The sequence below is a fragment of the Sphingomonas sp. genome, from assembly GCF_003248515.1.
In the GTDB taxonomy this organism is placed as follows: Bacteria; Pseudomonadota; Alphaproteobacteria; order Sphingomonadales; family Sphingomonadaceae; genus Sphingomonas_I.
This window is the reverse complement of the sequence record NZ_QFOB01000004.1, coordinates 142,825-169,575: the sequence shown is the minus strand read 5'-3', so window position 1 is coordinate 169,575 and position 26,751 is coordinate 142,825. Positions and strand designations below refer to the sequence as shown.

26 protein-coding genes are annotated in these 26,751 nt (G+C 66.0%); 17 read left to right on the top strand and 9 right to left on the bottom strand.

Annotated features, from left to right (window positions below):
• The first annotated feature begins 69 nt into the window (after window positions 1–69).
• The 6 genes from DI605_RS08260 to ndk all read left to right on the top strand — a co-directional run bounded on the left by DI605_RS08260 (window position 70) and on the right by ndk (window position 5,770).
• On the top strand, window positions 70–258 hold the full coding sequence (locus DI605_RS08260; RefSeq protein WP_293971816.1) for a zinc-finger domain-containing protein: 189 nt from the start codon (window positions 70–72) through the stop codon (window positions 256–258).
• Between the two features lie 341 nt (window positions 259–599).
• Entirely contained in the window at window positions 600–1,376 is a 777-nt protein-coding gene (locus DI605_RS08255) for a PEPxxWA-CTERM sorting domain-containing protein (RefSeq protein WP_293971813.1), read from the top strand.
• A gap of 31 nt (window positions 1,377–1,407) precedes the next feature.
• Complete coding sequence (tldD, locus tag DI605_RS08250; RefSeq protein WP_293971810.1) at window positions 1,408–2,832, top strand: metalloprotease TldD; 1,425 nt, start codon at window positions 1,408–1,410, stop codon at window positions 2,830–2,832.
• Window positions 2,833–3,229: 397 nt separating this feature from the next.
• Window positions 3,230–3,568, top strand: coding sequence for a P-II family nitrogen regulator (locus tag DI605_RS08245; RefSeq protein ID WP_293971807.1), 339 nt, complete (start codon window positions 3,230–3,232; stop codon window positions 3,566–3,568).
• Between the two features lie 16 nt (window positions 3,569–3,584).
• Window positions 3,585–4,916 carry an ammonium transporter gene (locus tag DI605_RS08240; protein WP_293971804.1) on the top strand — a complete coding sequence of 444 codons (1,332 nt, stop codon included), beginning with the start codon at window positions 3,585–3,587 and terminating at the stop codon, window positions 4,914–4,916.
• Between the two features lie 431 nt (window positions 4,917–5,347).
• On the top strand, window positions 5,348–5,770 hold the full coding sequence (gene ndk / locus DI605_RS08235; protein WP_293971801.1) for a nucleoside-diphosphate kinase: 423 nt from the start codon (window positions 5,348–5,350) through the stop codon (window positions 5,768–5,770).
• Between the two features lie 226 nt (window positions 5,771–5,996).
• Here ndk and DI605_RS08230 read toward each other — a convergent pair whose 3' ends face one another.
• The 4 genes from DI605_RS08230 to purM all read right to left on the bottom strand — a co-directional run bounded on the left by DI605_RS08230 (window position 5,997) and on the right by purM (window position 8,853).
• A complete protein-coding gene (locus DI605_RS08230) occupies window positions 5,997–6,623 on the bottom strand; it encodes a hypothetical protein (RefSeq protein WP_293971798.1) in 627 nt (208 codons plus the stop codon).
• A complete protein-coding gene (locus tag DI605_RS08225) occupies window positions 6,620–6,949 on the bottom strand; it encodes an MmcQ/YjbR family DNA-binding protein (RefSeq protein WP_293971796.1) in 330 nt (109 codons plus the stop codon). Before DI605_RS08225 ends, DI605_RS08230 begins: the two co-directional genes overlap by 4 nt.
• Before the next feature lie 44 nt (window positions 6,950–6,993).
• Window positions 6,994–7,575, bottom strand: a complete 582-nt coding sequence (gene purN, locus DI605_RS08220; RefSeq protein WP_293971793.1) for a phosphoribosylglycinamide formyltransferase — start codon at window positions 7,573–7,575, stop codon at window positions 6,994–6,996.
• Between the two features lie 186 nt (window positions 7,576–7,761).
• A complete protein-coding gene (gene purM, locus DI605_RS08215) occupies window positions 7,762–8,853 on the bottom strand; it encodes a phosphoribosylformylglycinamidine cyclo-ligase (protein WP_293971790.1) in 1,092 nt (363 codons plus the stop codon).
• A gap of 263 nt (window positions 8,854–9,116) precedes the next feature.
• Between purM and DI605_RS08210 the strand changes: the two genes are divergently transcribed.
• The 4 genes from DI605_RS08210 (at window position 9,117) to DI605_RS08195 (ending at window position 14,701) form a co-directional block, all read left to right on the top strand.
• The gene (locus DI605_RS08210; protein ID WP_293971787.1) at window positions 9,117–10,343 is read left to right on the top strand and encodes a heavy-metal-associated domain-containing protein; all 1,227 of its coding nucleotides are present in this window, start codon (window positions 9,117–9,119) and stop codon (window positions 10,341–10,343) included.
• Entirely contained in the window at window positions 10,340–10,960 is a 621-nt protein-coding gene (locus DI605_RS08205) for a chromosomal replication initiator DnaA (protein ID WP_293971785.1), read from the top strand. Before DI605_RS08210 ends, DI605_RS08205 begins: the two co-directional genes overlap by 4 nt.
• A gap of 63 nt (window positions 10,961–11,023) precedes the next feature.
• Window positions 11,024–13,144 carry an RNA degradosome polyphosphate kinase gene (locus DI605_RS08200; RefSeq protein ID WP_293972573.1) on the top strand — a complete coding sequence of 707 codons (2,121 nt, stop codon included), beginning with the start codon at window positions 11,024–11,026 and terminating at the stop codon, window positions 13,142–13,144.
• Between the two features lie 63 nt (window positions 13,145–13,207).
• On the top strand, window positions 13,208–14,701 hold the full coding sequence (locus tag DI605_RS08195) for a Ppx/GppA family phosphatase (protein ID WP_293971783.1): 1,494 nt from the start codon (window positions 13,208–13,210) through the stop codon (window positions 14,699–14,701).
• Between the two features lie 610 nt (window positions 14,702–15,311).
• Here DI605_RS08195 and DI605_RS08190 read toward each other — a convergent pair.
• On the bottom strand, window positions 15,312–15,434 hold the full coding sequence (locus DI605_RS08190) for a hypothetical protein (protein WP_293971780.1): 123 nt from the start codon (window positions 15,432–15,434) through the stop codon (window positions 15,312–15,314).
• Between the two features lie 184 nt (window positions 15,435–15,618).
• Here DI605_RS08190 and DI605_RS08185 point away from each other — a divergent pair, with 184 nt between their 5' ends.
• Window positions 15,619–16,275 (top strand): energy transducer TonB, encoded by a 657-nt coding sequence (locus tag DI605_RS08185; RefSeq protein ID WP_293971777.1) that lies wholly within the window; start codon window positions 15,619–15,621, stop codon window positions 16,273–16,275.
• Between the two features lie 179 nt (window positions 16,276–16,454).
• On the opposite strand, the gene DI605_RS08180 is transcribed toward DI605_RS08185, so the two are convergent.
• Both DI605_RS08180 and rnd read right to left on the bottom strand, forming a co-directional pair.
• Window positions 16,455–16,757 (bottom strand): hypothetical protein, encoded by a 303-nt coding sequence (locus DI605_RS08180; protein ID WP_293971774.1) that lies wholly within the window; start codon window positions 16,755–16,757, stop codon window positions 16,455–16,457.
• A complete protein-coding gene (gene rnd, locus DI605_RS08175) occupies window positions 16,754–17,923 on the bottom strand; it encodes a ribonuclease D (RefSeq protein ID WP_293971771.1) in 1,170 nt (389 codons plus the stop codon). Before rnd ends, DI605_RS08180 begins: the two co-directional genes overlap by 4 nt.
• A 198-nt stretch (window positions 17,924–18,121) precedes the next feature.
• Here rnd and aspS point away from each other — a divergent pair, with 198 nt between their 5' ends.
• The 4 genes from aspS (at window position 18,122) to DI605_RS08155 (ending at window position 22,730) form a co-directional block, all read left to right on the top strand.
• Window positions 18,122–19,924, top strand: coding sequence for an aspartate--tRNA ligase (aspS, locus tag DI605_RS08170; RefSeq protein WP_293971768.1), 1,803 nt, complete (start codon window positions 18,122–18,124; stop codon window positions 19,922–19,924).
• Between the two features lie 149 nt (window positions 19,925–20,073).
• Window positions 20,074–20,802: a PEPxxWA-CTERM sorting domain-containing protein gene (locus DI605_RS08165; protein WP_293971765.1), complete on the top strand. Its 729-nt coding sequence runs from the start codon at window positions 20,074–20,076 to the stop codon at window positions 20,800–20,802.
• Window positions 20,803–20,875: 73 nt separating this feature from the next.
• Window positions 20,876–21,667 (top strand): polyphosphate kinase, encoded by a 792-nt coding sequence (locus tag DI605_RS08160; RefSeq protein ID WP_293972570.1) that lies wholly within the window; start codon window positions 20,876–20,878, stop codon window positions 21,665–21,667.
• 130 nt (window positions 21,668–21,797) lie between these two features.
• Entirely contained in the window at window positions 21,798–22,730 is a 933-nt protein-coding gene (locus DI605_RS08155) for a hypothetical protein (protein ID WP_293971762.1), read from the top strand.
• A 39-nt stretch (window positions 22,731–22,769) separates the two neighbouring features.
• Here the strand turns inward: DI605_RS08155 and DI605_RS08150 are convergent, their stop codons facing one another.
• Together DI605_RS08150 and DI605_RS08145 are read right to left on the bottom strand one after the other, a co-directional pair.
• Window positions 22,770–23,249, bottom strand: coding sequence for a GreA/GreB family elongation factor (locus DI605_RS08150; RefSeq protein ID WP_293971760.1), 480 nt, complete (start codon window positions 23,247–23,249; stop codon window positions 22,770–22,772).
• 2 nt (window positions 23,250–23,251) lie between these two features.
• Entirely contained in the window at window positions 23,252–25,255 is a 2,004-nt protein-coding gene (locus DI605_RS08145; protein WP_367120032.1) for a lytic transglycosylase domain-containing protein, read from the bottom strand.
• Between the two features lie 125 nt (window positions 25,256–25,380).
• Between DI605_RS08145 and dapA the strand changes: the two genes are divergently transcribed.
• Together dapA and smpB are read left to right on the top strand one after the other, a co-directional pair.
• The gene (dapA, locus tag DI605_RS08140) at window positions 25,381–26,256 is read left to right on the top strand and encodes a 4-hydroxy-tetrahydrodipicolinate synthase (RefSeq protein ID WP_293971757.1); all 876 of its coding nucleotides are present in this window, start codon (window positions 25,381–25,383) and stop codon (window positions 26,254–26,256) included.
• 6 nt (window positions 26,257–26,262) lie between these two features.
• On the top strand, window positions 26,263–26,745 hold the full coding sequence (gene smpB / locus DI605_RS08135; RefSeq protein WP_293971754.1) for an SsrA-binding protein SmpB: 483 nt from the start codon (window positions 26,263–26,265) through the stop codon (window positions 26,743–26,745).
• Window positions 26,746–26,751: the final 6 nt, after the last annotated feature.

Sequence of the window (26,751 nt, the reverse complement as noted above, 5' to 3'; positions counted from 1 at the left end):
GCGCACATAAGGGGGCGGCGAAGCGTGGGCAATTGCCCTCGGTTCAAGCCTTCGCTATCGAGCGCTTCCATGCTGCCCGCTCCCGAAACCACCAAGGTCAAAAGCCACCGCGTCGCCTGTGACGGCGCACGCGAGATTCCGGGCGGTGCCGCGCTCGGCCATCCGCGCGTCTTTCTCGAGATTGACGAGAAGGGCTATGTCGACTGTGGCTATTGCGACAGGCGCTTCATTCTCGAGCACGGCCCGGCCGACCATTGATCGGCGGCGGCCGCTGCGGCCGCCAGTCAGCCAGCATCTGACGAGGGTCGTTGCGGCGGCTTCTCCGAATTCATGCCGTACGTTCACCGTGAGTTGCCGGATCGTTTCTGGTGGCGGGCGTGGCTGTGCGCGGGTGGAGCCGAGCCGGCGACCCAGGCGATGATGCTGATGCGCATCAGCGCGATCGGCATCGGCATGAAAAGGGGGCGAAAGGGAGCATTGACCAGACCGTAATCGGGCATTGGGATGTAATTGGAAGGATTTTGGACTCCTTCAACATATGTTAACCATGTGTTTCCGGTGCTTTCGTGCCGGTTTCGTAGGTTGCTTTGGGGGTGTTCATGATGGTGTGGAAGGCATTGCCGCTGTTGGCGGCTTTCGTTGCGCTGTATCCGGCGGAAGCGACCGTCACTCTGGTTTCGATCGGGGCCAGATCGTTGACGGACGAGAAGATCGGTTCGACCGATACGGTGAAGCCCGGGCCGACACAGGTCTCCACGACCTTCGCGGATCCCTATCTGGTGTCCACTTCGGACCAGCGCGACGAATATCATTTCGCGCAAATCCGGTCGTCGGCGGCAGGAGCGGTGCGCCTCAATTCGCTCACCGACGTCGATTTCCTTGTTCGCGGATCCGTGAACGCCGATTCGTTACCTTTTCAGGTAGGCACGCACGCAATCGCCACGGCGACGGCCTATTACAGCTTTTCGATCGACACGGTCTCGACGCTGTCTCTGTCGATCTTCACCACCCCCGTCAGCGCGACGACCGCTTCCTATGTGACGGCGAACCTGTTCAGCGTGGATGCGTTCGGCGTTCCGGAAACCTATTATCGCCTGGGTGTGGCCGCCGGCCATATCAGCCCCGCATATGTGCTCGATCCGGGGCTCTACACCTTCGAGGTGAATGCGTTCGCCGAGGGGAGCACCCCCGATAATAGCCGTTTCAACGGATATGCCGCGATCAGCACGATCGCCACGGTCGATATGCTGATCGATTCGCCGGCGGCGCCCGTAACCGGTGTGCCCGAACCGGCGACGTGGGCGATGATGGTGATCGGTTTCGGGGCGATCGGGTTCGCCGGCCGACGGCGCAATATTCTCGCGCGGGCCGCTTAACCGGCGCGATAGTCCGGCCTATATCGGCGGGATGACCCATCCCGCCGATCCCCGCCGCTTCCTCTATCGCGATCTCGATCCCGAAACGGCGATCCGGCTGACGGGGGATGCGCTGCGCAATTGCGACGATGGCGAACTCTATCTCCAATATATCGCGAGCGAGAGCTTCGGCTTCGACGATGGCCGGCTGAAGACCGCGGACTTCAACACGCAGGGCGGCTTCGGCCTGCGCGGGCTTTCCGGTGAGACGACCGGCTTCGCCCACGCCAATGAGGTGAGCGAGGCGGCGATCCGCCGCGCGGCCGAGACGATGACCCTGCTCGATCCCGCGCAGGGAGGCCGCGCCGCACCACCGCGCCGGACCAACGCCGCGCTCTACACGGGCGAGGATCCGCTCTCGGCCATTCCCTTCGCGCGCAAGGTGGCCCTCTGTCAGCAGATCGATGCGGCTGCCCGCGCGCGCGATCCTCGCGTCGTGCAGGCTACGGTCGGCCTGTCGGGTTCGTGGAGCGTGGTGGAAATCGTGCGTCCGGATGGCTTCGTCGCAACGGACGTGCGCCCACTGGTGCGCCTCAACGTGAGTCTCGTTGTCGAGCAGAATGGGCGACGCGAGACGGGCTTCTTCGGGCTGGGCGGGCGCTATCTCTATGATCGGCTGTTCGAGCCGGCAACCTGGAATCGCGCGATCGACGAGGCGCTGCGCCAGGCGATCGTCAATCTCGACAGCGTGCCCGCGCCGGCCGGGGAGATGACGGTGGTGTGCGGGCCAGGCTGGCCGGGCGTGCTGCTGCACGAGGCCGTGGGCCATGGGCTGGAAGGCGATTTCAACCGCAAGGGATCCTCCGCCTTTGCCGGCCGCATCGGCGAGCGCGTGGCGGCGCCGGGCGTGACGGTGGTGGACGACGGATCGATCGCGGATCGGCGCGGCAGCCTCACGATCGACGACGAGGGGACGCCGACGCAGGCCAATGTCCTGATCGAGGACGGCATCCTGAAGGGGTATATCCAGGATCGGCTCAATGCCCGTCTGATGGGCGTCGCGCCCACCGGCAACGGCCGCCGCGAAAGCTTCGCGCATGCGCCGATGCCGCGCATGACCAACACCTTCATGCATGGTGGCAAGGACGATCCGGCCGAGATATTGTCGCGCGTGAAGAACGGCATCTACGCGCGCAGCTTTGGCGGCGGACAGGTGGATATCACCAGCGGCAAGTTCGTCTTCTCCTGCACCGAGGCCTATCGCATCGAGAATGGCAGGCTGGGTGCCCCCATCAAGGGTGCCACCCTGATCGGTGACGGGCCGACCGTGCTGACCAAGGTTTCGGCGATCGGCAACGATATGGCGCTGGACGAAGGGGTCGGCATCTGCGGCAAGGGCGGCCAGTCGGTGCCCGCCGGCGTCGGCCAGCCGACCCTGCTGATCGAGGGGCTGACCGTGGGCGGCACCGCCGCCTGACAGGTAGGCGGCGGCCATATGTGCCGCCGCGATGTTGCTGCGGCAGACGTGTCGGGGCGGGGAGTCGTCCGGGCTGGGCAGATCCGTCCGGCAGTATCTGCTCCGATCTCCTCCTCGCTCGTTCTTCCGGGGTGCGGACAGCCCAATTTCGCGCCGTCGCCGGATCGAAATTGGCCGGCGACGCGTTGAGCCCCGACATTGCGCGACGCGGTCAGTTGCGTGACATCCCCGTGATGCGTTGCACATTTTTTGTGCATTCCTTCAAACCTGCCTAAGGTTCGAGCGGGTTCGGCGCGGATTCCTGCGTAGAAACCCGGCCGATGCGGTCGTAGCCCCTCTGGATTGTGGCTGGCACGCTTTTTGCGTCGCAGCATTCCACAATAGGCAGGGAGGCCCAATGAAACTCGTCATTGCCATCATAAAGCCGTTCAAGCTCGACGAGGTGCGCGAGGCTCTGTCCGCGCTCGGCGTTCAGGGCATGACGGTCACGGAGGTCAAGGGGTTTGGCCGTCAGAAGGGCCAGACCGAGATCTATCGTGGTGCCGAGTACAGCACCAACATGGTGCCGAAGATCAAGGTGGAGGTGGCCTGCGCGGCCGATCTCGCGCCCCGGGTCGTGGAATCGATCCAGCAGGCGGCCAACACCGGCGCCATCGGCGACGGCAAGATCTTCGTGCTCGATCTCGGCCAGGTGGTGCGCATCCGCACCGGCGAGACCGACGAGACGGCTCTCTGAGATAGAAGGGGGACACATGAAGCTTCTCAACAAGATCGGCGGCATGGCCGCGGCAGGCGGGATCGCCGCCCTCGCCGCGATGCCCGCCTGGGCGCAGGACGCCGCCGCGGCCGCACCCACCGTCAACAAGGGCGACACCGCCTGGATGATGGTTTCCACCCTGCTCGTTCTCATGATGATCGTGCCGGGCCTGGCCCTGTTCTATGGCGGCCTCACCCGTTCCAAGAACATGCTTTCCACGATGACGCAGGTGGGCGCGGTCGCCTGCTTCGCGATGCTCATCTGGGTGATGTGGGGTTATACGGAAGCCTTCGGTGACGGCGGCAACGGCTTCATCGCCGGCTTCGGCAAGCTCTTCCTGAAGGGCATCACCCCGGATTCCACCGCCGCTACCTTCACGGCCGGCGTCGCCATTCCCGAATATGTGTTCATCTGCTTCCAGATGACCTTCGCCGCGATCACCGTGGCGCTGGTGCTGGGTTCGGTGGTCGAGCGCATGAAGTTCTCGGCGGTGATGGTGTTCGCGCTCGTGTGGCTCACGATCGTCTATTTCCCGATCGCGCACATGGTGTGGGCGTCGAACGGCATCTTCTTCGGCCTCGGCGCGCTGGATTTTGCCGGCGGCACCGTGGTGCACATCAATGCCGGCGTTTCGGCGCTGGTGGCATCGATCATCCTCGGCAAGCGCATGGGCTACCCCACCACGCCGATGCCGCCGCACAGCCTGACGCTCACGGGTGTCGGCACCGGCCTGCTGTGGGTGGGCTGGTTCGGCTTCAACGCGGGTTCCGCGCTGGAAGCAAACGGCTCGGCCGGCCTCGCCATGATCAACACCTTCGTCGCCACGGCCTCGGCCGGCCTGTTCTGGATGCTCGCCGAGCGTCTGGTCGGCCACAAGCCTTCGGCCCTGGGCTTCTGCTCGGGCATCGTCGCCGGCCTCGTCGCCGTGACGCCGGCCGCCGGCAACAGCGGCCCGTTCGGCGCGATCGTGCTGGGCGCCGTCGCCTCGGTGATCTGCTTCTTCGCGGTCTCCAAGCTGAAGCCAGCCCTCGGCTATGACGATGCGCTGGATGCCTTCGGTGTCCATGGCATCGGCGGCATGATCGGCGCGATCGGCACCGGCATCGTCTATGCGCCGTCGCTCGGCGGCCCCGGCAAGCCGGATTTCGACATGGCGCACCAGCTGATCGTGCAGGTCGAAGCCGTCGCGACCACGATCGTGTGGGCGTCGATCGGCACGGTCATCGCGATCTTCATCGCCAAGGCCCTGACCGGCCTGCGCGTCTCCCCCGAAGTCGAGCAGGAAGGCCTCGACCTCGGCGAGCATGGCGAGCGCGCCTACAACTGATGACGGAGACGGGGCGGCCCGGAGAAGGCCGCCCCGGTCCAGAGGTTTCGGGATGGTCTTGCCATCCCAGGCTAAAGTTTCGGGATGGCGTTGCCATCCCTCCAGGGGTTCCTCCTGCGAACGACTGGCCGGCGAGGCAACTCGCCGGCCATTTTTTTGCGCAGGGCGGGCGGAGTGGGGGCCTGTGCGGGGCCGGGCCTTCCGAACAGGCAAGTCGCCCATCCCGGATGTGCGCCTTTCGCGCTTTTCCGCCTGCCTCTTCCTTCGAGGGGGAGGGCCGCGAGGGGATGCGGGTTGGCCTGATGTGCCGGCCGCTTCGCGGGCGCGGCGCGGGGCAGGGCTTCGCGGATCAAGCCTTCGGTTGCCACGTGGCTTCCCGCCCGCTAGAGGCGCGCCACTTTCCCAACCGCAAGCACGGAGACCGCTCGGCCATGGCGACCGAACGCACCTTTTCGATCATCAAGCCCGATGCCACCCGCCGCAACCTGACCGGCGCCGTCACCAAGATGCTGGAGGAAGCCGGCCTGCGCGTCGTCGCATCCAAGCGCATCCACATGACGAAGGAGCAGGCAGAGGGCTTCTACGGCGTCCACAAGGAGCGCCCCTTCTTCAACGATCTCGTCAGCTTCATGATCTCCGGCCCGGTGGTCGTGCAGGTTCTGGAAGGCGAGGATGCCGTGGCCGCCAACCGCAAGGTGATGGGCGCGACCAACCCGGCCAATGCCGATGCCGGCACGATCCGCAAGGAACTGGCCGAGTCGATCGAAGCCAATTCGGTCCATGGTTCGGACAGCCTTGAGAATGCGGGCGTGGAGATCGCCTTCTTCTTCAAGCCGGAAGAAATCGTCGGCTGATCACCGATAAGGTGATGCGTTCGCGCTGAGCCTGTCGCGGCATGCATCCGGCGCCTGTCCTGATGGCAGGCTGCCGCTTTCTCTTCCCGGTGAACGAGGAAGGTGCCGCGACAGGCTCGGAACGAACGTCAGGCGATATTCCGGATCGCATCCGGATCGCCCGACGACCGTCTCTCCCGCGCCGATGCGGGGAGCTCCCGGCACAAACGGCCGGGCGAATATTCGTTTAGCCGAATATCTTCTTCGCCGCCGCTTCCAGCGTGGCGTCGCCCGGAGCGCCAGGGGCGGCCGGGCCATTGCGCGAAAGGCCGCGCAACTTGATCGTCGTGCCGGACAGGAAGGCATGGCCCAGCGTATAGCCCACCGAATAGATGGCGCTGTCCTCATGCTCGACCCCGCCGACCAGAAAGCGCGTGGTGATGTGCACGGGCAGGCGCGCGTCGCCAGGCGTGCGCCTGGCGGACCTGGCCTTTTCCAGCGCGTCCGTGAGTTCGCGTTCGAACCATGTCCGCTCGATCCGGGCATCGCCGTTCGTCTCGACGGGCGCCAGATCCAGCGCGGCCGGGAAACGGATCGTCTGCGACTGGATCGTCTGCGCATCGTCGCGCGGGGCCAAGGTCAGGACATTGCCGTCCTTTTCCACCGTCGCCTTGAGCACGAGCAATTCGGCCTCGCGCTGGCTGCGCGCCTCGCTGGTCGCATGTTCGACCTCCGCATTGGTGCGCTCGCGATAGCTGTTCCACAGCGCCGCGCCGGAAATGACGACGCCCGCAATCGCCAGCAATTCGCCAAGATTGAGCCAGCGACGGCGGACGCGCGCGGCTTCCTTCTTTTCTTCCGTGACGTCGTTCATTCCGGACCCATCCCCACCAGCCGCGCCGGCGCGGCCAGATGCCAACTCATACGCACGCGATCGGCGATATGATCCCAATCGGCGTGCGACCGGTCGGTCCTTATCGCGATCCAGCCTGAATGGCCGATGTAGGCGGGCCGATAATAGAGATCGGGATCGGCTTCGACGAGCATGGCCTGTTCCTCCGGCCCGCTCGTCTTCACCATCACGGCGCTGCGGCCATCGCGATGATGATCGTGCCAATATTGGGCGAAGACCTTGCCCTTCTCGATGTAGAAATTCGGCTGGCCGTGGCTCAGCTTTTCGGCCGCGCGGGGCAGCGCCATCGCGATCGCCCGGAGCCTCGCGAGATCGGCGGCCGGATCCGGGCTCATGAGGGGAGGGGCTGGCCCCTGACGAGCGCCGCCAGCGCGGCGGGATAAAGCCTGTGTTCCTCGATCAGCACGCGGGTGGCGAGTGCTGCGGCATCGTCGCCGGGCAGGATCGGCACTTCCGCCTGGGCGAGGATCGGGCCGTCATCGAGCGCTTCCGTCACGATATGGACCGAGCAGCCGTGGCGCGCATCGCCCGCGTCCAGCGCGCGCTGATGCGTATCGAGGCCCTTGTAGAGCGGGAGCAGCGACGGGTGGATATTCACCATCCGGCCTGCCCAGCCCGCCACGAATTCCGGAGAGAGCAGGCGCATATAGCCCGCCAGCGCCACATATTCGACGTCCGCATCGCGCAGCGCCCCATCGACCAGCCGATCAAATTCGGCGCGCTTCATGCCCCGGTGGCTGGCGGCGAATGTGGGGATACCGTTCGCGGCGGCGAAGGCGAGGCCGGGCGCATCGGGCACGTTTGAGACGACCAGCACCACTTCATAGGGCGAATCGGGCGCGCGAGAGGCCTCGACCAGCGAGGCCATGTTCGATCCACGCCCGGAGATGAGAATGCCGACGCGGGCCTTCATCCCATGTTCCTCGTATCAGCCCGCCCGGCGCCGTGAACGTTTGTCAGCGCCCGTGGACGGAGATCCCAGTCCGCGTGGCAGCGGCGACGTCGGGCCACCGATGCTGAAACGGGTCCTGCATCACGGGTGAGGAGGACAAAGAGGCCCGCCCCCGGCCCCTCCCGCAGGCGGGAGGGGAGACTTTCGTCATGCCTCATGTGTCACCCGCCACGGTGCCCGCGCGCTCCAGGCATCGGCCGAGCCGAACACGGTGCAGCCGCGCGTGCCTTCCACCACGCGGCCGACGGTGAAGACCGTCTCGCCCGCCGATTCCAGATTGTGCAGCACGTCCGCAGCGACATCGGGGCGCACGGCGGCGATCATGCCGATGCCGCAATTGAAGGTGCGGGCCATCTCTTCGGGCTCGATCGCGCCCTGCGCCTGCAGGAAGGCCATCAGGCGGGGCTGGGGCCAGCTGTCCGCGTCGATCTCGGCATGGAGGCCTTCGGGCAGCACGCGGGGCACATTTTCCAGCAGTCCGCCGCCGGTGATGTGCGCCAGCGCGCCGATCTGGCACGCGCGCACCATCGGCAGCACACTCTTCACATAGATGCGCGTCGGCTCCATCAGCCAGTCGATCAGCAGGCGATCGGGATCGAACAGGGCCGGGCGATCGAGCTTCCAGCCCTTGTCGGCGGCGAGGCGGCGGACGAGCGAATAGCCGTTGGAATGGATGCCGGAGGAGGCGAGACCGATCAGAACATCGCCCGCCTGCACACGATCGCCCACCAGCACGTTGGCGCGCTCGACCGCGCCGACGGAAAAGCCGGCGAGATCATAATCGCCCTCCACATACATTCCCGGCATCTCGGCCGTCTCGCCGCCGATCAGCGCGCAGCCGGCGATGCGACAACCCTCTGCAATGCCGGCGATCACCCGTTCGGCAACACCGTTGTCGAGCTTTCCCGTCGCGAAATAATCGAGGAAGAACAGAGGCTCGGCGCCCTGCACGATCAGATCGTTCACGCACATGGCGACCAGATCGATGCCCACCGTATCATGGCGCCCGCTGTCGATCGCGAGCTTCAGCTTGGTGCCCACGCCATCATTGGCGGCGACGAGCAGGGGATCGTCATAGCCGGCGGCCTTCAGATCGAAGAAGCCGCCGAACCCTCCCAGCTCGGCATCGGCACCGGGGCGGCGCGTGGCGCGGGCGAGCGGGGCAATGGCCTTTACCAGCGCATTGCCGCCGGCGATCGAAACCCCGGCCTGGGCGTAGGTATAACTGTCTTCGGGCATCTGAATTCCGTTCGTTCCGGGCGAAATCGAGAAACCCGTGGCGCCGAGCCCTTTGGCTGCCCGTGGGGCAGACGCGCCGGGCCTGCGAGCCGGGGCGCGTGCCTCGGAACGCGGCGTTTCAGGGTTCGCATCTCGGCTTCGCTCGATGCTGTCCGCCCCTCAGCTTCGCTCGGGACGGACGGGTTGGTGCGGCCTTAGCCATCCACAGCGATTAACGCCATCGCCTCTTGGCAGGCGCACGGCAACTCGCCAGAAGGCGAAACGTGACGATCGTCCGCCGAAACCCTTTGCTCGCCGGTATGATCGCGGCCCTGCTTGTCGTCTCCCTCGGCATGGCAACGCTGTTGCGCGCCCAGATCGAGGGCAGCGACCGTGGCGTGCCGCCGATCGACAGTTCTGCCAATTACGAGGTTGGCGGCGTGCAGGTGGACGTGACGGCCAAGACATCCGAACAGGCGCGCAGCTATGGCTGGCGGCTGGCGCAGCGCAAGGCGTGGAAACTGCTGTGGGCGCGCGCCAACGGGCAATCCGCCGATGCCGCGCCCGGATTGCCGGATGGCACGCTCGATTCCATCACCGCCGGCATCGCCGTGGAAGATGAGGAGATCGGCGCCCACCGCTATATCGCGCGGCTGGGCGTGCTCTTCGATCGCGGGCGTGCGGGCGAATTGCTGGGCACGCGCGGGGGAGGCCCGCGTTCGGCGCCCATGCTGGTGATTCCCGTCATGTGGTCCGGCGGAGTGGCGCAGAGCTTCGAGAAGCGCACCGAATGGCAGAAGGCCTGGGCGCGTTTCCGCTCCGGCGGCAGCCCGATCGATTATGTGCGCCCTGTGGGCAACGGCATCGATCCGCTGGTGCTGAATGTCGCGCAGGCCGGACGGCCCGGCCGCGGCCAATGGCGGGCATTGCTGGAACAATATGGCGCGGCCGATGTGGTGGTGCCGGTCGTGCAGATCGTGCGCAGCTGGCCGGGTGGGCCGGTGCGCGCCAGGTTCAAGGCGATTCACGGCCCCGATGGCAGGGTGATCGCGCGTTTCGATCTGGCTGCGGCGGACAGCCGCGGGCTGCCGGTGATGCTGGACGAAGGCGTCCGCCGCATCGACGAAGCCTTGTCGGCGGCGTTGCGTTCCGGCGGCCTCATCAGCGATCCCAGCCTTGTCGCCGAGCCCGCCGAGATAGAGAGCCTGCCGGAGGATCAGGACGTGATGGAGGGCGACGCGCCGGCCGCTCCGCCGCCGACCGCGCTTGCCCCCGTGCAGAATCTGACATTGCAGGTGGATACGCCCGACGATGCGGCGCGCGCCGCTGTCGAGGCGCAATTGCGCGGCGTGCTCGGCGTGCGATCCGTGAGCATCACCAGCCTCGCGCTGGGAGGGGTATCGGTGATGCGGGTCGAATATGAAGGCGATGCGGCCGCGTTGCGGGCGGCGCTCGCGCCCAGGGGGCTCCTGCTGGACGAGGGCCTCCGGTTGCGACGGGCCGTCCCGTGAGCCAGATCGCGCTCCCGCTCGACTGGCCCGAAGGCAGCGAGGAGCGTGATTTCATCGTTACCCCCGCCAATGAAGGGGTGATCCGTCACTTCCAGCACTGGTCGCTCTGGCCGGTGATGGCGACGATCCTGACGGGGCCGCGCAAATCGGGCCGGTCGCTGCTGGGCCGGATCGTGGCCCAGCGCACCGGCGGCGAACTGATCGATCCGGGCGAGGAGGCGGACGAGGAGGCGATCTTCCACGCCTGGAACCGGGCGCAGGGGCGCAGACGGCCGCTGATCGTGGTGGTCGATGCGCCGCCGCCAACCTGGCGCATCGCGCTGCCGGACCTGCGATCGCGGATGATGGCGACGCCCGTGGTGACCATGCCGGAGCCCGACGAGGATCTGGCGGGGCTGCTGATCGAGAAACTGTGCCACACGCGAGGGCTGGCGGCATCGCCGGAACTGGTGCGTTATCTGGTGCCCCGGATCGAACGCAGCTTCATGGGCATTCACCGGACGATCGAGGCGCTGGACGAGCTTGCCCTTCAGCGTCGGCAGGCCCTGACCGTCCCACTTGCACGAATGGCGCTGATTTCCCTCGGTGTCATCGACGAGTCGCGGGCGGCCGGATAGGAAGGCCGGATGGAACAACCTGGAAGCCTCGTCAGTGCCAGCGCCAGCGAAGATCGCGGCGAAATGCCCCATGCCCCGATCGGGCTGAAGGATCGCTATTTCAATCGCGAGCTTTCGTGGATCGCCTTCAACGAGCGCGTTCTGGAGGAAAGCTGCAACCTCGCCCATCCGCTGCTGGAACGGCTGCGCTTCCTATCGATCTCGGGCAACAATCTCGACGAATTCTTCATGGTGCGCGTGGCGGGCCTCAAGGGGCAGCAATTGCAGGCGATCGAGGATCGCTCGCCCGACGGGCTGACGCCGGGCCAGCAGCTCGCCGCGGCGGCGGAGGCCGCCGACAAGCTGACCGACGTGCAGCAGACGGTGTGGATCGCGCTGCGCGAGGCGCTGGGCGAGGCGGGCATCCAGCTGCTGAACGTGGAGGATATCGAGGGCGACGTGGCGGAGGTGTGCGAGAAGCATTTCCGCGAGCAGGTCTTCCCGATCCTGACGCCGCAGGCGCTGGATCCCTCGCATCCCTTTCCGTTCGTGCCGAACAAGGGCTTCGTGCTGCTGTTCGATCTCAGGCGGCTTTCGGATGGCGAGCCGACGCGCGAACTGCTGATGCTGCCCTCCACGGTGAAGCGCTTCTTCCGTCTGCCCGGCGAGCCGGCGCGCTACGTGGCGGTGGAGACGCTGATCCGCCGCTTCACCGACGTGATCTTCCCGGGCTTCGAGATGCTGGGCGAGACCAGCTTCCGGGTGATCCGCGACAGCGACATCGAGGTGGAGGAAGAGGCCGAGGATCTCGTGCTGTTCTTCAAGACCGCGATCAAGCGGCGCAGGCGCGGCCGTGTGATCCGGCTGGAGCCCAATCCCGACATGCCGGAAGCGCTGGCGGGGCTCGTCCGCGAGGAATTCGGCGGTAGCGAGGACGTGATCGTCGACACGCAGGAATTTCTGGGCATCGCCGATCTGGCGGAGCTGGTGGAGGAAGACCGCCCCGACCTGAAATGGCCGCCCTTCACGCCCCGCTTTCCGGAGCGCGTGCGCGAGCATGGCGGCGATATCTTCGCGGCGATCCGATCCAAGGACCTTATCGTCCATCACCCCTATGAGACGTTCGATGTCGTTCTCGCCTTCCTCAAGCAGGCGGCGGCGGATCCGGACGTGGTGGCCATCAAGCAGACGCTCTATCGCGCGGGCAAGCAATCCGCAGTGATCCGCGCGCTGATCGACGCGGCCGAGGCGGGCAAATCCGTGACGGCGGTGGTGGAACTGAAGGCGCGCTTCGACGAGGAGCAGAATCTCGCCTGGGCCGATCAGCTGGAGCGCGCGGGCGTGCAGGTCGTCTACGGCTTCATTGACTGGAAGACCCACGCGAAGGTCTCGATGGTCGTGCGGCGCGAGGGCGAGGCCTTCCGCACCTACTGCCATTTCGGCACGGGCAATTACCATCCGATCACGGCCCGTATCTATACCGACCTGAGCTTCTTCACCGCCGATCCGCGCGCCGGCAAGGATGCGGCGCAGCTCTTCAATTACGTGACCGGCTATGTCGAGCCCGCCGCGCTCAAGATGCTCACGCTCTCGCCCCACGGCCTGCGCGACAAATTGTCCGCCCTGATCGACGACGAGATCGATCATGCGCGCGAGGGGCGGGATGGCGCCGTGTGGGCGAAGCTCAACAGCCTTGTCGATCCGGCGATCATCGAAAAGCTGTATCGGGCCAGCGCGGCCGGCGTGCAGGTGGATCTGGTGGTGCGGGGCATATGCTGCCTGCGCCCGGGCGTGCCCGGCCTTTCCGAGAATATCCGCGTGAAATCGGTCGTCGGCCGTTTTCTGGAGCACAGCCGGATCATGGCGTTCGGCAATGGCGCGGGCCTGCCCAATCCGAAGGCGAAGGTGTTCATCTCGTCGGCCGACTGGATGCCGCGCAATTTCGATCGGCGCGTGGAATTCCTGCTGCCGATCGAGAATGAGACGGTCCATGCCCAGATCCTGGATCAGGTGATGGTCGCCAATTTCATCGATGACGAGCAGAGCTGGAACCTGCTGCCCGACGGGCGCTACGAACGGGCGAAGAAGGGCGAGCGGCCGTTCAACCTGCATCGTTATTTCATGACCAATCCGTCGCTTTCCGGGCGCGGCGCCGCGCTCAAGCGATCGGGCAAGGTGCCGAAGCTCACGCTGCGCCGCCCCTGACAGGCGCCGTTTCGTGAGGTTCCAGCTTGCCGCACCCGGCAGAGGCGCTAGGGTTGCGCCCGCATGACGTCGATTCCGTTCTTCCGGGCCGCGACGTCGCGGGCGCAGGGGCCGGTCGGTATCATCGATATCGGCTCCAATTCCGTCCGTCTCGTCATCTATGAGGGGGCGAACCGGATCCCCTCCATCCTCTTCAACGAAAAGATCATGGCCGGGCTCGGCAAGGGCCTGGGCAAATCGGGCGCGCTCGATCCGCAGGCGGTGGAGCGCACGCTGGTGGCGCTGGCCCGCTTCAAGCGGCTTGCGGAGGATATGGGCGCGGCCTCGCTGCGCACCGTGGCCACCGCCGCCGTGCGCGATGCGAGCAACGGCCGCGATTTCATGGATCGGCTCGCCGCGATCGGCCTGCCGGTGGAATTGCTGCCCGGCCGCGAGGAGGCGGCATTGGCCGGTCATGGCGTGCTCGCGGCGATGCCGGATGCGAGCGGCATCGTGGGCGATCTCGGCGGCGGCAGCCTGGAACTGATACCGGTGGCGAATGGCGAGGTGGGCGAGGGCGTCTCCATACCCTTCGGCGTACTGCGCATCGCCGCGATGAAGGCGAAGACGGCGCGCGATCTGGAGCGCGCCGTCGCCACCGCGCTCAAGAAAGCGGGCTGGAACGGCCAGAGCGCGGGCCGCCCTTTCTATATGGTGGGTGGATCATGGCGCGCGCTCGCGCGGCTGCACATGTCGCTCTCGGCCTTTCCGCTGCCGATCATCCACCAATACAGGATGGAGCCGGCCGAGGCCGTGCGGCTGGTTCGCGCGCTGGGGCAGCTGGATCCCAAGCGTGTGAAATCCGTCGCCGGCATCTCCTCCTCGCGCGTGCCCGCGCTGCCGCATGGCGCGCAGTTGCTCGCGGTGCTGGTGCGGCTGCTGAAGCCCTCCTGCCTGATCGTCTCGGCCTATGGCCTGCGCGAGGGGCTGCTGCATCGCAGCCTGCCCGATGAGGTGCGCGCGCAGGATCCGCTCGTCTGCGCGGCGCGGGAGGAGGGGGTGCGCCAGGGGCGTTTCCCCGAGCATGGCGATCTGCTGGATCGCTGGATCGCTCCCCTGTTCGAAGGCGAGAAGCCCGGGCTCGCGCGGCTGCGCCATGCCGCCTGCCTGCTGGCGGACGTGGGCTGGCGCGCCCATCCCGAATTCCGCGCCGAACGCGGCCTGGAAACGGCGCTGCACGGCCATTGGGTCGCGATCGATGCGGGTGAGCGCGCCCTGCTGGGCCAGGCGCTGTTCACCCATTTCGGCGGGGAAGGCGTGCCCGAGATCATCAGCCGCCTGATCGGCGGCGACGCGATCGAGACGGCCCGCCGCTGGGGGCTGGCGATGCGGCTGGGGCAGCGCCTGTCCGGCGGCGTGGCCGGCCCGCTGGAGACGAGCCGGCTCGTGCTGGACGGCGCCCTGCTGCGGCTGGAACTGGCGGGCGGCGACGTCGCCCTTTACGGCGAGGCGGTCGAACGGCGCCACCGCCTGCTGGCGGAGGCGATGGGCCGGAAGACCGCGCTGACGACGAATTGAGGCGGGCAGCCTTGTCGGCTTTCGCCCCATCAACGGACGTTCGGTGCCACCGTTGGGGAGAGGCCATACCGTGATCGCGCCGACGTCCGAACCACATACCCTCCCGGGGTACGAACTAAGTCGCGTGCCAGTGGTATCGCTCCGGTCGGCATAATCGGAAGCGAGGTGGTATTTGGCCAACGCATGCGGACTTTCGGCATCAACTCGTTTTGAAAATCGCGAAAAGGTCGTGGCACCTCGCCCTTGTCAAACGTGAGCCAGATACGTCCAAGATGATCTTTGAAATCCATCGCAGATGCGACCACCTCCGCGTCATCGCCGCGCCAAACTGCCGCATGAAGCGTCATCGGAGAAACCTCTGACAGTTGTCGCAAATCGGCCGGTGATGCAGCGTCCAAATGATAGCCGTGCGTCTCAGCAACAGACCGGAGAAGGTTCAGGAAGCCTGTCTTATCCTCCGCTGTAGGCAACGGAACTTCAAACGCTGCGACCGTTTCCGGTTGGCGGGCCGGGCCGCAAGCAGCGAGGAGCAGTGCGAATAGGAGAGTAGCGCGACGCATCGCCCGATTATGCTCGCGGGCAAACGAGGATCAATGTCCGCCTTCCACCATTAGCGACCAGTCCAGCCCGCCATGATCAGAAAGCCGTAGAGCATCGGCAGGCCGAACAGCGTTAGCACCGCAACGACGGCGACAATCAGCAGAACGCTAGCCAGCCGCTTCGATCTTACCATGACCCAATGATAGCGCCGCCTGCCATCGAGACAATGTCCGCTTCCCACCAAATAGCCGCCAACCGCGCGGGCTCCTCCCTTGGATCAAGTTGACAATATATCATCGCGATGAGAGCCTTGCTCCCAGAGGCGCTCGTATCGAGGACGTTCTCGATATCGGATGGCGCCTCGGGAGACAGGCGCCATGGCATATTCGGACGACAGGAAAGGCTTCAGCCCCGCTTCCATCGGCACGGTCGTGGCGGTGCACGTCGCGATCGGCTATGCCTTCATCAGCGGTCTCGCCTATCAGGCGATCCATACCGGGCCGCTCGTCACCACCGCGCGGCTGATCCCCGCCGATCCGGTGCCGCCACCCAAGATGCCGCCGCCCGAAACACGGCCGGCGCCGGCTGCCCCCCGGCCGGTGATGGTGGATCGCATCGTCCATGTGCCGCTGACCCCGCTCGATCCGATGAGGCTGGATCCTCTGCCCCCGATTCCCCAGACCTTCCCGTCGCCGGAGGAAGCGCTGCCGACCCCGCAGCCGAAGCCCGCGCCTTTGCTGACGCGCAGTGCCACGCCGGACGGGGACCGGGCCGGCTGGGTGACGACCGACGATTATCCGCCTTCGGCCCTGCGCGAGGGCGTGGAGGGGATCGTGGGGATCGACGTGGCGATCGATGCGCGCGGGCGCGTGACGGCCTGCACCGTCACGGGCAGCAGCGGCAGCGACCTGCTGGATCAGGCGACCTGCCGGCTCTATGCGCGCCGCGCCCATTTCCGCCCGGCGCTGGACGAGGCGGGCCAGCCCACCGCCAGCCATCGCGCCGATCGGGTGCGCTGGCAGATTCCCGGCTAGGCTTGTTTACGATCAGCGATTTCTGATCCGTCGAACGGAGCCTGTCGAAGCGCGGCCCGCATGGCTGGCGGGCGGAAAGTGGGAGAAGGGCGTTTCGGCAGGCTCCGCGCGAAACGGGGCGACGAGCAGGCGTCTCAGGCGCCGGGCGACCGTGCGAGGTGCCGGATCGGGCTTCGGGATCAGCGTGGGCAGGGGGTGAACAGGCCCCGGCTGTCCGTGCAGAGCCGGAGCTTGCGCATCGGCCCGGTTGTCGCCTGCTTTGTCTTCGCAGACGCAGCCGAGGTGGCTGGCTCCTTTGCGGGGGACGTTGCGATCGCGCGCGCGGGCGCGCTGGCCAGAATGGCGCGGGCGGTGCGATTGGCTTCGTGCGGGCAGGGCGTGAAGAGACCCTTGTTGTCCCGGCACAGCGGCGTCGCGATCGCGCCCTGCGCAACGAGCAGGGCGGCCGCCACCGCCAGGGCGCCGGGCGCGCGTCCGATCAACCGGTAACCTCGCTCATCACCATCTTTCCACTCTTCACGCTGAAGCCCAGCCGCCCTTCCACCAGCGCCAGGGCATCCTTGCCGAACACATCGTTGCGCCAGCCTTCGAGAATCGCAAGCCCATCGCGCTGGCCTGCGGCGAGCGCGTCGATTTCGTCGGTCCGCGCGATCAGGCGCGGGGCAACATCGGCATCGCGCGCACGCACCTTGAGCAGCAGCTTGAGCAGATCCGCGACGAGCGCGCCATCCTTGCCCAGGCCCGGCCGGCGATCCTCGCGCGCGGGCATCTCGCTTTCGGGCATCACCGTCGCCGCCTCGATCGCCCCCATCAGGCGGGCGCCGATATCGTTGCCGGCCCAGCTCGCGGCCAGCCCGCGCACCTTGGCAAGATCGCCCTGCGAGCGCGGCGGATGCACGGCGAGATCGGCGATCGTCTCGTCCTTCACCAGGCGGCCGCGAGGCAGGTTCTTCTTGCGCGCCTCGCGCTCGCGGAAGGCGGCGATCGCCTTGAGGCGGCCCAGCACCTCCGGCTTGCGGCTGGGTACCTTGATCCGCTGCCAGGCGAGATCGGGATCGTTCACATAATTGGCGGGATCGGCGATGCGCTCCATCTCCTGATCCAGCCACGCGCCGCGCCCCGTCTTGCGGAGCTTGTCCAGCATGCGCGGGAAGATCTGGGAAAGGTAGGTCACGTCGCCGATCGCATAATCGATCTGGCGCTTGTCCAGCGGGCGGCGGCTCCAGTCCGTGAAGCGCGCGCCCTTGTCGAGCTTCACGCCCGTCATGCTCTCGACGAGATTCGAATAGCCGACCTGCTCGCCCATCCCCATCGCCATCGCCGCGATCTGCGTGTCGAACAGCGGATGGGGGCATTTGCCCGTCAGATTATGGACGATCTCGATATCCTGCCCGCCGGCATGGACCACCTTCAGCACGTCCTCATTTTCGACGAGCAGGTCCAGCAGGGGCTTCAGATCGATTCCCGGCGCCATCGGATCGATCGCGGCGGCCTCCTTCCGGTCCGCGATCTGCACGAGGCACAGTTCGGGCCAATAGGTATTTTCCCGCATGAATTCCGTGTCGACCGCGACGAAATCGCTTTTGGCGAGACGTTCGCAAAGCGCGGCGAGGGTGGCAGTGTCGGTAATCAGCGGATGAATCTGCATCGGCGGGCCTTATCGCAACCTTCCCGCAACACAAAGGGTAACAGGATTTGGCGATGCGCCTTTGCGGCGCGTTGCGGCCGCGACCCGCTCTCTCGCGCATTTCCGGAGGGGCTCCACAGGGGTGCCGTGGCTTGACAAGCGGGGGGGCGGCCGCAAAGCGCAGCCGCTTGCAATATCGCCAACTCGAAGGCCCGAACCATGCACGCCTACCGTACCCATAGCTGCGCCGAGCTCTTTGCCGAGCATGTCGGCGAAAGCGTCCGCCTCTCCGGCTGGGTCCACCGCAAGCGCGATCATGGCGGCGTGCTGTTCGTCGATCTGCGCGATCATTACGGCATCACCCAGGTGGTGGCCGATGCCGACAGCCCGGCATTGCCGATCCTGGAGAGCGTGCGCGTCGAATCGGTCGTGACGATCGATGGCGTGGTAAAAGCGCGCGCCGAAGGGACCACCAATGCCAATCTCGCGACCGGCGAGATCGAGGTGTTCGCCCGGAACGTGACCGTCCAGTCGATGGCGCAGGAACTGCCGCTGCCGGTGGCGGGCGAGGCCGATTATCCGGAGGAGATCCGCCTCCGCAACCGCTTCCTCGATCTGCGCCGCGAGACGCTGCACGCCAATATCGTGCTGCGTTCGGGCGTGATCGCCAGCCTGCGCCGCCGGATGATCGATCAGGGCTTCACCGAATTCCAGACGCCGATCCTGACGGCCTCCAGCCCCGAGGGCGCACGCGACTATCTGGTGCCGTCGCGTGTTCACCCCGGCAAGTTCTATGCGCTCCCGCAGGCGCCGCAGATGTTCAAGCAACTGCTGATGGTGGCGGGCTTCGATCGCTATTTCCAGATCGCGCCCTGCTTCCGTGACGAGGATGCGCGCGCCGATCGCTCGCCTGGCGAATTCTACCAGCTCGATTTCGAGATGAGCTTCGTCACGCAGGAAGACGTGTTTCACGCGATCGAGCCGGTGCTGCACGGCGTGTTCGAGGAATATGCCGACTGGCAGGGCAAAGGGCGCACGGTGAGCCCGCTGCCCTTCAGGCGCATCCCCTATCGCGAATCGATGCTGAAATACGGCAATGACAAGCCCGATCTGCGCAATCCGATCCTGATTTCGGACGTGTCGGAGGCCTTCAAGGGATCGGGCTTCGGCCGCTTCGCCTCGATCGTCGAGAGCGGTGACGTGGTGCGCGCGATCCCGGCGCCCAACACCGCCGAAAAGAGCCGCAAATTCTTCGACGACATGAATGGCTGGGCACAGGGCGAGGGCTTTGCCGGCCTCGGCTATGCCACGCGCAAGGGCGGCGAATGGGGTGGCCCGATCGCCAAGAATCATGGCGAGGACAAGATGACGGCGCTGGCCGACAGCCTCGGCCTCGGGCCGGACGACGGCCTGTTCTTCGCCGCCGGCAAGGAGGCACAGGCCACCAAGCTCGCCGGCCTCGCCCGTACCCGCGTGGGCGAGCAGCTGGGCCTGATCGACGAGAAGCGCTTCGAATTCTGCTGGATCGTCGATTTCCCGATGTTCGAATATGACGAGGACAACAAGAAGATCGACTTCAGCCACAATCCCTTCTCGATGCCGCAGGGCGAACTGGCGGCGCTGGAGAGCAAGGATCCGCTGGATATCCTCGCCTATCAGTATGATATCGTCTGCAATGGCGTGGAGCTGTCGTCGGGAGCGATCCGGAACCACAAGCCGGAGATCATGTACAAGGCGTTCGAAATCGCCGGCTACAGCCAGCAGGATGTCGATACCAATTTCGCGGGCATGATTAACGCGTTCAAATATGGCGCGCCGCCGCACGGCGGATCCGCGCCGGGCGTGGATCGCATCGTGATGCTGCTGGCCGATCAGCCGAACATTCGCGAGGTGATCGTCTTCCCGATGACGCAGAAGGCGGAGGATCTGATGATGGGCGCGCCGGCTCCGGCCACGCCCAAGCAACTGCGCGAACTGCATATCCGCACGATCGATACGGGCGGCACGAAGCCGGCGGCATAAGCCTTCCCCGTCGCCCGATCGCGGCGACGGGGCGGATTTCCGGGCCATTTCATGGCCTTTGGTTATGGTTAAAAATACGTTAGCTTTGAAGGCGGCGAGTCGTTCTCGCCGCCTTTTCTTGTTCTGGTGTTTTTGCGCAGGGGGTCTGTATGAAGAACTTCCGTAAAATCGGCGCTTTTGTTCTTGTCGGCATCATGGGACTGGGGGCGACCCAGGCATCGGCCGTTTCGCTTTCACTCACCAAACTTTCCGGGCTCACGGGAACCGTGCCCAATAATGGCACGGCCGTTTATCGCGCCGATCTCAGTGTGCTGAGCGGCGATTTCGCGGCGATCGCGATTTCCGATGCGAGCGGCAATTTCGGCGGATCGCCCGGCACTTTTTCGGGTTTCGATCTTGATGCGATCAAGCTTTCGACCACGAATTGTGCGACGGCGTCTTGCGCCGCATCGGCGGTCGGCCTCGACATCTTCGATTTCACCTCCGGCGTCGTCTTCACGCCCGGCACCCAGCGGGCGCCTGTCGATGCCAAATTGTTCGGCACGGACGCGAGCGGCATGAATGTCGACAATGCCGTCGCGACTCTGGGTGCGTTCGATGGCGTTTCCAGCACCGTGATCCCGTTCGGCTTTCTCAGCCTTGGCGATATGGGTTCGGTCGCCTTCAACCTCACGAGCCTGACGTCGGGCGCCGGTCTCTACCTCTATATCGGCGAGGTGGGCGACAATGGCGAGGTTGCCGGATCCAACATCAACGTGCTTTCGACGCCGGTATCGCGCGTGCCGGAGCCGGCGACATGGGCGATGTTCATAGGTGGCTTCGGCCTGGTGGGCGGCGCGATGCGCAGGCAACGGCGGACCGGCGTCCACTTCGCCTGACGAGCGGGGGCAGAAGATTCGCGTGGGGCGCGCTCCGCGCGGATCGCTCTCTCCCGAGGTTCGTTACGCCAGCATGACGATCGATCTTTCCGACTATGAGGCCGGCCACCCCTATAAGGGCCATTATCAGAGCGATCTTGCCGCCCTGCAGCAGCGGCTGGATCGCATCCTTGTCGCTCATATCCTCCACCGCCGTCGCGCGGTGATCATGTTCGAGGGGTGGGACGCGGCGGGCAAGGGCGGCATCATCCAGCGCCTTTCCGCCGAATGGGATCCGCGCCATTATGAGGTGTGGCCGATCGCGGCGCCCACCGCGCAGGAAAAGGCGCATCATTTTCTCTGGCGCTTCCGCGAACGTCTGCCCGATCTCGGCGAGATCGCGGTCTTCGATCGCAGCTGGTATGGCCGCGTGCTCGTGGAGCGGGTCGAAGGTTATGCCACCGAGGCGGAATGGCGCGCCGGCTATGGCGAGATCGAGGCGTTCGAGGATCAACTGGCCGAGGATGGCATCACGCTGGTGAAGCTGTTCGTCCATGTCACGCAGAAGACGCAGGACAAAAGGCTGCGCGATCGGGTGCGTGATCCGTGGAAGCGCTGGAAGACGGGCAAGGAGGATTTCCGCAATCGGGCCCGCCGCCCGGATTATCTGGCCGCCATGGCCGAGATGTTCGCGCGCACCGATCGGCCCGGCGCGCGCTGGCATGCGATCGACGGCAACGACAAGAAGGCGGCCCGCATCGCGGCGCTCCGCATCGTGGCGGACGAACTGGAACGCGCCGTGCCGATGACGCCTCCGGCCCTGGATCCGGATGTTGCGGCTCTGGCCAAGGAAGTTCTTGGAATGAAGGTTGCGAAATTGCTCTGAGATGGTTGAGTTTTCCGCCGATTGAATCCTGACATTGGTGGCCGTGCCCCAGTTGAGGGCGTCCGTTCCGGGAAGAAACGTCTCGACTCCCCCGAAAGCATTAACCATGATGCCGCCGGGGAGAGGGGAAATGACGGATACGGGTGCCGTTGCGTCGTCGACGGAAGATGTAGTGGCCACGCCATCGCCATCAGTACTTCCGATACTGGCTGCCGGAAAACCTTTGCGAGACAAGGTCGTCACCTGGCTCACGCCGCGACTTCGCCGCAGCAACGGCATGCTGGCCGGATTGTGGGGCGTCATTCTGCTGGCATGGATACTCGTCGTCGCGCTGGTGATCGTCGGCGGCTGGCTGGATCTCGTCATCTGGCGCTGGAGCATCAAGGCGCCCTGGCGGTTTCTCTTCTCGTGGGTGGGGCTGGTCCTCGTTTATTATCCGGCGATCGGGATCGCGCTGGGGGCGACGAACCTCACCGGCGTCGCCGTCGACGCGACCTTCGTGGACGACGCGACCGACCTGACGAAAGTGCGTCAGCGCGTGCGCCAGACCGAGCAGGAGGCGATCAACAAGCTTGCGTCCAGCGATCAGGCCGAACTGCTGCCCCTGCTGCGTTATAGCCGGGCGCAACTGGACGAATATTATGCGATCGGCCTCAAGCAGACGCGGCGCAGCTATTTGAGCGCGGTCGTCGCGATGTGGCTCGGCTTCGCGCTGCTGTTCGCCGGCGTCCTGCTCTACATCGCGCCGGTGGAGCAACTCGGCCTGAAGCGCCCGCCTGCCGATTTCCGGGCGGTGATCCTCAGCAGCGCCGCGATCGTGGAATTCATCGCCGCGCTGTTCCTGTGGGTCTATCGCAGCACCACCGGCCAGCTGACCTTCTATTATCGGCTACAGATGCAGAGCCACACCGCGATCCTGGCTTTCCGGATGGCGGGCACGATGAAGGAGCCGGACGATACCAAGCGGCATATCGTCGAGGCGATCCTCCATTCGACGATGACGCCCGAGCGCCCATCATTGATCGGTGGAAAGGGGCTGGCGGCCCTCGTGCCGGGGGCCTGATCCTCGACCGCCCGCGGCACGGGCCGAACCCGCCCGCGTTCAGCGCGGATAGGCGATCGCCATCACCTCATATTCCTTCGCCCCGGCGGGAAGCTGGACGGTGCGCAGATCCCCGATGGCGGCGCCGCGCAGCGCGCGGGCGAGCGGCGAGCGCCAGCTGATGCGGCCGATGGAGGCATCGGCCTCATCCTCCCCCACCAGCGTCAGCACGCGCTCATTATCGTCTTCGTCGGCTATCGTGACGGTGGCACCGAACCAGGCACGGCCGCGATCTTCCTGCTGGGCGGGATCGATCACGCGCACCGCCTTCATGCGCCGCGCGAGATGCGACAGCTCGCGATCAATCTCGCGCAGCTTCTTCCGGCCATAAATATAGTCGCCATTCTCCGATCGGTCGCCATTGCCCGCGGCCCAGGAAATAACCTCCACCAGCTTGGGGCGCTCATCCGAGAAGAGCAGGTGATAGCGCGCCTTGAGCGTCGCCATGCCGGCGGGCGTGATCGGCACTTCGTCGGCCATTCCTAGCCTGCGCTCTTCTTGCCGAGATAATAGCTCAGCCGATCCTTTTCGGGCGTGCGGGCGCGTTCGGGATTGAACAGATCGTAGACGACCGCATTCTCCAGCACCTTCTGCACATAGCCGCGCGTTTCGGTGAGCGGGATCGCCTCGATCCAGTCGATCACGTCGACGCCGGGCAGGCGCGGATCGCCATTGGCGCGGACGAACTTGTTCACGTTGCCGGGGCCGGCATTGTAGCTCGCCACGGCGAGCACATAGCTGCCGTGATAATAGGTCAGCATGCGATCGAAGAAGCTGGATCCCAGCATCACATTATAAGCGGGATCCTCGGTCAGCCGGCCCGGATCCCAGGGCATGCCGAGCTTCCCGGCCTGCTCCTTCGCCGTGGGATTCATCAGCTGCATCAGGCCCTTGGCATTGGCGCCGCTCAGCGCCTCACGGTCGAACTGGCTCTCCTGACGGGAGATGGCGTGGATCATCGTCCAGTGGCTCTCCATCGTCGGCGGCACGGCGATGGTCGGGAAGCCGATGCGGATCGGATCGCGCGAACCGGAGGCGCGCGCGGCCCGGCTGACGATCACGCCCAGATCCGGCCGGCTGATCTCGCGCGCCAATTCGCCCGCCAGCACATGATCCTGATCGGTCTTCGCATTCTGGGCGATGGCACGCACGAACTGGGTCTGATCCTGCCAGCGGCGCTGCTGGCCCAGCAGGCGCGCGGCGCGGACCAGCTCGCTCTGGCGGAAGGCGGTGCGGGCCGTGGCGGCCACCGTCAGCGGCGCCGGATCGGCGGGAACGGCGATGGGCCGACCGAGGCGTTCCGTGGCAAGCTGGCCGTAAAACTGATCCACGTTGCGCGCGGCATTGGCATAATGGGCCTGCGCGCCCGGCTTGTCGCCAGCGGCATCGGCGGCGCGGCCCGCCCAATATTCGCCCTTTGCCTGGCTGCCGGGGGTCTGCGAGGCGGCGGCGTAGCGCATGAACATCGCCTCGGCGTCACGCGGGCGAGAGAGCTTCTTGAGCGCGATCTGCCCGCCCAGCCAGACCAGGCTGGTATAGGGATCGCGTTCCGAAAGCGGCCGATCGCGAATGAGCGTGCCGGTGGCGAAGGCGGCATCGGCGTTGCCCGCTATGTCATAGGCGAGCGTCGACTGATTGTCGGTCGCGGCGCCCTGGGCGGCGGTGAGCAGGGTCTTCAGATAGACTTCCGCATCGAAGGGCGTGCCGTCCCAGTTTGCGCGGCGCGCGAGCCAGGCGCGCATCGTCGGGCTCTGGGCGGTGTTGCGCAGCCAGTTGGCGCGATCGATCGCATAGCCGGGATCGCGATCGGCGCCCGAGACCGCCGTATCCGCATTCGCCGCGCGCGTCTGGAAGGCCAGGCGTGCGCCATAAAGCGGCTGGCGTGCCGGGCTCACCAGCGCGAGCTGGCGCTGCGCGCTGGATGTGGCGCCGCTCCACAGCAGGCGCTCCATCCGTCGGTCCTGATCGGCGGGCGTGAAGCCCGCACCGAATTTCGCGCTCAGCCGCGCCTCGTCATCGGGCGAGAGCGCGCCACTCACCCAGGCAGCGGTGGCGGCGGTCTGCGCCTCGGCCGCGCGGCCGGTTGCGGCGAGCGCCTCGGCGAGACGGGCCTTGCCCGCGCCTGTTTGCGGCGGGAAGGCGGTGAGGAAGGAGACGACCATCGCCGGATCGGTCGCGTCGGGCTGTATCGCCCGTTCCGCCGCGCGGCGCAGGCCCGCTTCACCCGGCCAGCCGCGATGCGCGAGCAGGAAGGCCGCATAATCGCCGAAGGGCAGGCGATCGCTCTGGCGCAGAGTGTTCCAGCTGTTGATCGCCGGCCACAGGGGATCATTCTCGGCCGGCAGCGGCGGGATGACCGAAACGGGCCTGGGCGGGGGCGTGCCGAGCCCTTCGGGCGCCACCACCGGCTGTTGCATCGTCAGCGCCGTCGCGGCGGTCGCGACGGAGGCCAGCAGCGCCCACGGGACGAGATAGCGGCCCGCCACGCTGGACAGGGTGCCCCGGACATCCCTATCTGGCGGCGAGTGATCGTGCTCGGGAGAGCGGTGGTCGCGGTTCGGCTCCATTGCCCCCATATGGGCCAGCCGATCAGCGAGGTGAAGGGAGCCAGATGTTCAGCGGGTCGATTCCTGCGCTTGTCACGCCGATCCGCGAAGGGCGGATCGATGAGGCCGCGTTTCGTTCATTCGTCGATTGGCAGATCGAAAACGGCTCTTCCGCGCTCGTGCCCTGCGGCACGACGGGGGAAAGCGCGACCATGTCGATCGAGGAGCATGATCGAGTCGTGGCGATCTGCGTGGAGCAGGCGGCGGGCCGGGTGCCCGTGATCGCGGGCTGCGGATCGAACCAGACGACGGTCGCGGCTTCGCACATGGATCGGGCCAAGGCGGCCGGTGCCGATGCGGCGCTGGTGGTGCTGCCTTATTATAACCGGCCCAATCAGGACGGGATCGAGGCGCATTTCCGCTATCTGGCCGCGCATAACGATCTGCCGATCATCATCTATAACGTGCCCGGGCGCACCGTGACCGATATTTCAGTCGAGACGATGGCCAGGCTCGCCACGCTTCCGACGATCGTGGGTGTGAAGGATGCGAGCGGGAAGGCCGAACGGGTGACGGCCCAGCGCCTCGCCTGCGGGGCAGATTTCTGCCAGCTTTCCGGTAATGACGACATGGCGCTGGGCTTCATGGCGATGGGCGGCAAGGGCTGCATTTCGGTGACGGCCAATGTTGCGCCGCGCCTGTGCGCCGATTTCCAGTCCGCCTGCGCGGAGGGCCGGTGGGACGATGCGCTGCTGTTGCAGGATCGTCTCTTCCCGCTCCACGCCGCGCTGTTCAGCGATGCTTCGCCCGGACCCACCAAATATGCACTGACGAAGGTGCGTCCGGGCTTTCCCGAGGAGCTGCGCCTGCCGATGACATGGCCGGGCGAGGCAAGCCGCAAGGCGGTGGACGCCGCGCTTGCTCATGCGGGGCTGATCTGAGCCCTCATGGCCCGCCCCCATCCTCCTGAATTCGAAAAGACGAAGGTCGTCGCCGAAAATCGGCGCGCGCGCTTCGAATATTTCCTCGAGGAATTTTTCGAGGCCGGCATCGCGCTGACCGGAACCGAGGTGAAGTCGCTGCGCTTCGGCGAGGGGACGATCGCGGAAGCCTATGCCGAGATCAAGAATGGCGAGGTCAATCTGATCAACGCCAACATCCCCGAATATAATTTCGGCAATCGCTTCAATCATGAGCCCAAGCGGCCGCGCAAATTGCTGCTGCGCGCGCGCCAGATCGAGAAGATGGAGAAATCGATCGGCCGCGAGGGGATGACCCTGATCCCCATGTCGGTCTATTTCAACGGTCGCGGCCGGGCCAAGGTGGAACTGGCCCTCGCCAAGGGCAAGAAATTGCACGACAAGCGCGAGACGGTGAAGGCGCGGGACTGGAAGCGGGACCAGCAGCGCCTGATGCGCGAACGGGGCTGAGAAAGG

Bases quoted from the DNA above. Each gene is read 5' to 3' on its own strand.
- DI605_RS08260 (WP_293971816.1), top strand. From the start codon at position 70: ATGCTGCCCGCTCCCGAAACCACCAAGGTCAAAAGCCACCGCGTCGCC.
- DI605_RS08255 (WP_293971813.1), top strand. From the start codon at position 600: ATGATGGTGTGGAAGGCATTGCCGCTGTTGGCGGCTTTCGTTGCGCTG.
- tldD (WP_293971810.1), top strand. From the start codon at position 1,408: ATGACCCATCCCGCCGATCCCCGCCGCTTCCTCTATCGCGATCTCGAT.
- DI605_RS08245 (WP_293971807.1), top strand. From the start codon at position 3,230: ATGAAACTCGTCATTGCCATCATAAAGCCGTTCAAGCTCGACGAGGTG.
- DI605_RS08240 (WP_293971804.1), top strand. From the start codon at position 3,585: ATGAAGCTTCTCAACAAGATCGGCGGCATGGCCGCGGCAGGCGGGATC.
- ndk (WP_293971801.1), top strand. From the start codon at position 5,348: ATGGCGACCGAACGCACCTTTTCGATCATCAAGCCCGATGCCACCCGC.
- DI605_RS08230 (WP_293971798.1), bottom strand. From the start codon at position 6,623: ATGAACGACGTCACGGAAGAAAAGAAGGAAGCCGCGCGCGTCCGCCGT.
- DI605_RS08225 (WP_293971796.1), bottom strand. From the start codon at position 6,949: ATGGCGCTGCCCCGCGCGGCCGAAAAGCTGAGCCACGGCCAGCCGAAT.
- purN (WP_293971793.1), bottom strand. From the start codon at position 7,575: ATGAAGGCCCGCGTCGGCATTCTCATCTCCGGGCGTGGATCGAACATG.
- purM (WP_293971790.1), bottom strand. From the start codon at position 8,853: ATGCCCGAAGACAGTTATACCTACGCCCAGGCCGGGGTTTCGATCGCC.
- DI605_RS08200 (WP_293972573.1), top strand. From the start codon at position 11,024: ATGCCCCATGCCCCGATCGGGCTGAAGGATCGCTATTTCAATCGCGAG.
- DI605_RS08195 (WP_293971783.1), top strand. From the start codon at position 13,208: ATGACGTCGATTCCGTTCTTCCGGGCCGCGACGTCGCGGGCGCAGGGG.
- DI605_RS08190 (WP_293971780.1), bottom strand. From the start codon at position 15,434: ATGGTAAGATCGAAGCGGCTGGCTAGCGTTCTGCTGATTGTCGCCGTC.
- DI605_RS08185 (WP_293971777.1), top strand. From the start codon at position 15,619: ATGGCATATTCGGACGACAGGAAAGGCTTCAGCCCCGCTTCCATCGGC.
- rnd (WP_293971771.1), bottom strand. From the start codon at position 17,923: ATGCAGATTCATCCGCTGATTACCGACACTGCCACCCTCGCCGCGCTT.
- aspS (WP_293971768.1), top strand. From the start codon at position 18,122: ATGCACGCCTACCGTACCCATAGCTGCGCCGAGCTCTTTGCCGAGCAT.
- DI605_RS08165 (WP_293971765.1), top strand. From the start codon at position 20,074: ATGAAGAACTTCCGTAAAATCGGCGCTTTTGTTCTTGTCGGCATCATG.
- DI605_RS08160 (WP_293972570.1), top strand. From the start codon at position 20,876: ATGACGATCGATCTTTCCGACTATGAGGCCGGCCACCCCTATAAGGGC.
- DI605_RS08155 (WP_293971762.1), top strand. From the start codon at position 21,798: ATGACGGATACGGGTGCCGTTGCGTCGTCGACGGAAGATGTAGTGGCC.
- DI605_RS08150 (WP_293971760.1), bottom strand. From the start codon at position 23,249: ATGGCCGACGAAGTGCCGATCACGCCCGCCGGCATGGCGACGCTCAAG.
- dapA (WP_293971757.1), top strand. From the start codon at position 25,381: ATGTTCAGCGGGTCGATTCCTGCGCTTGTCACGCCGATCCGCGAAGGG.
- smpB (WP_293971754.1), top strand. From the start codon at position 26,263: ATGGCCCGCCCCCATCCTCCTGAATTCGAAAAGACGAAGGTCGTCGCC.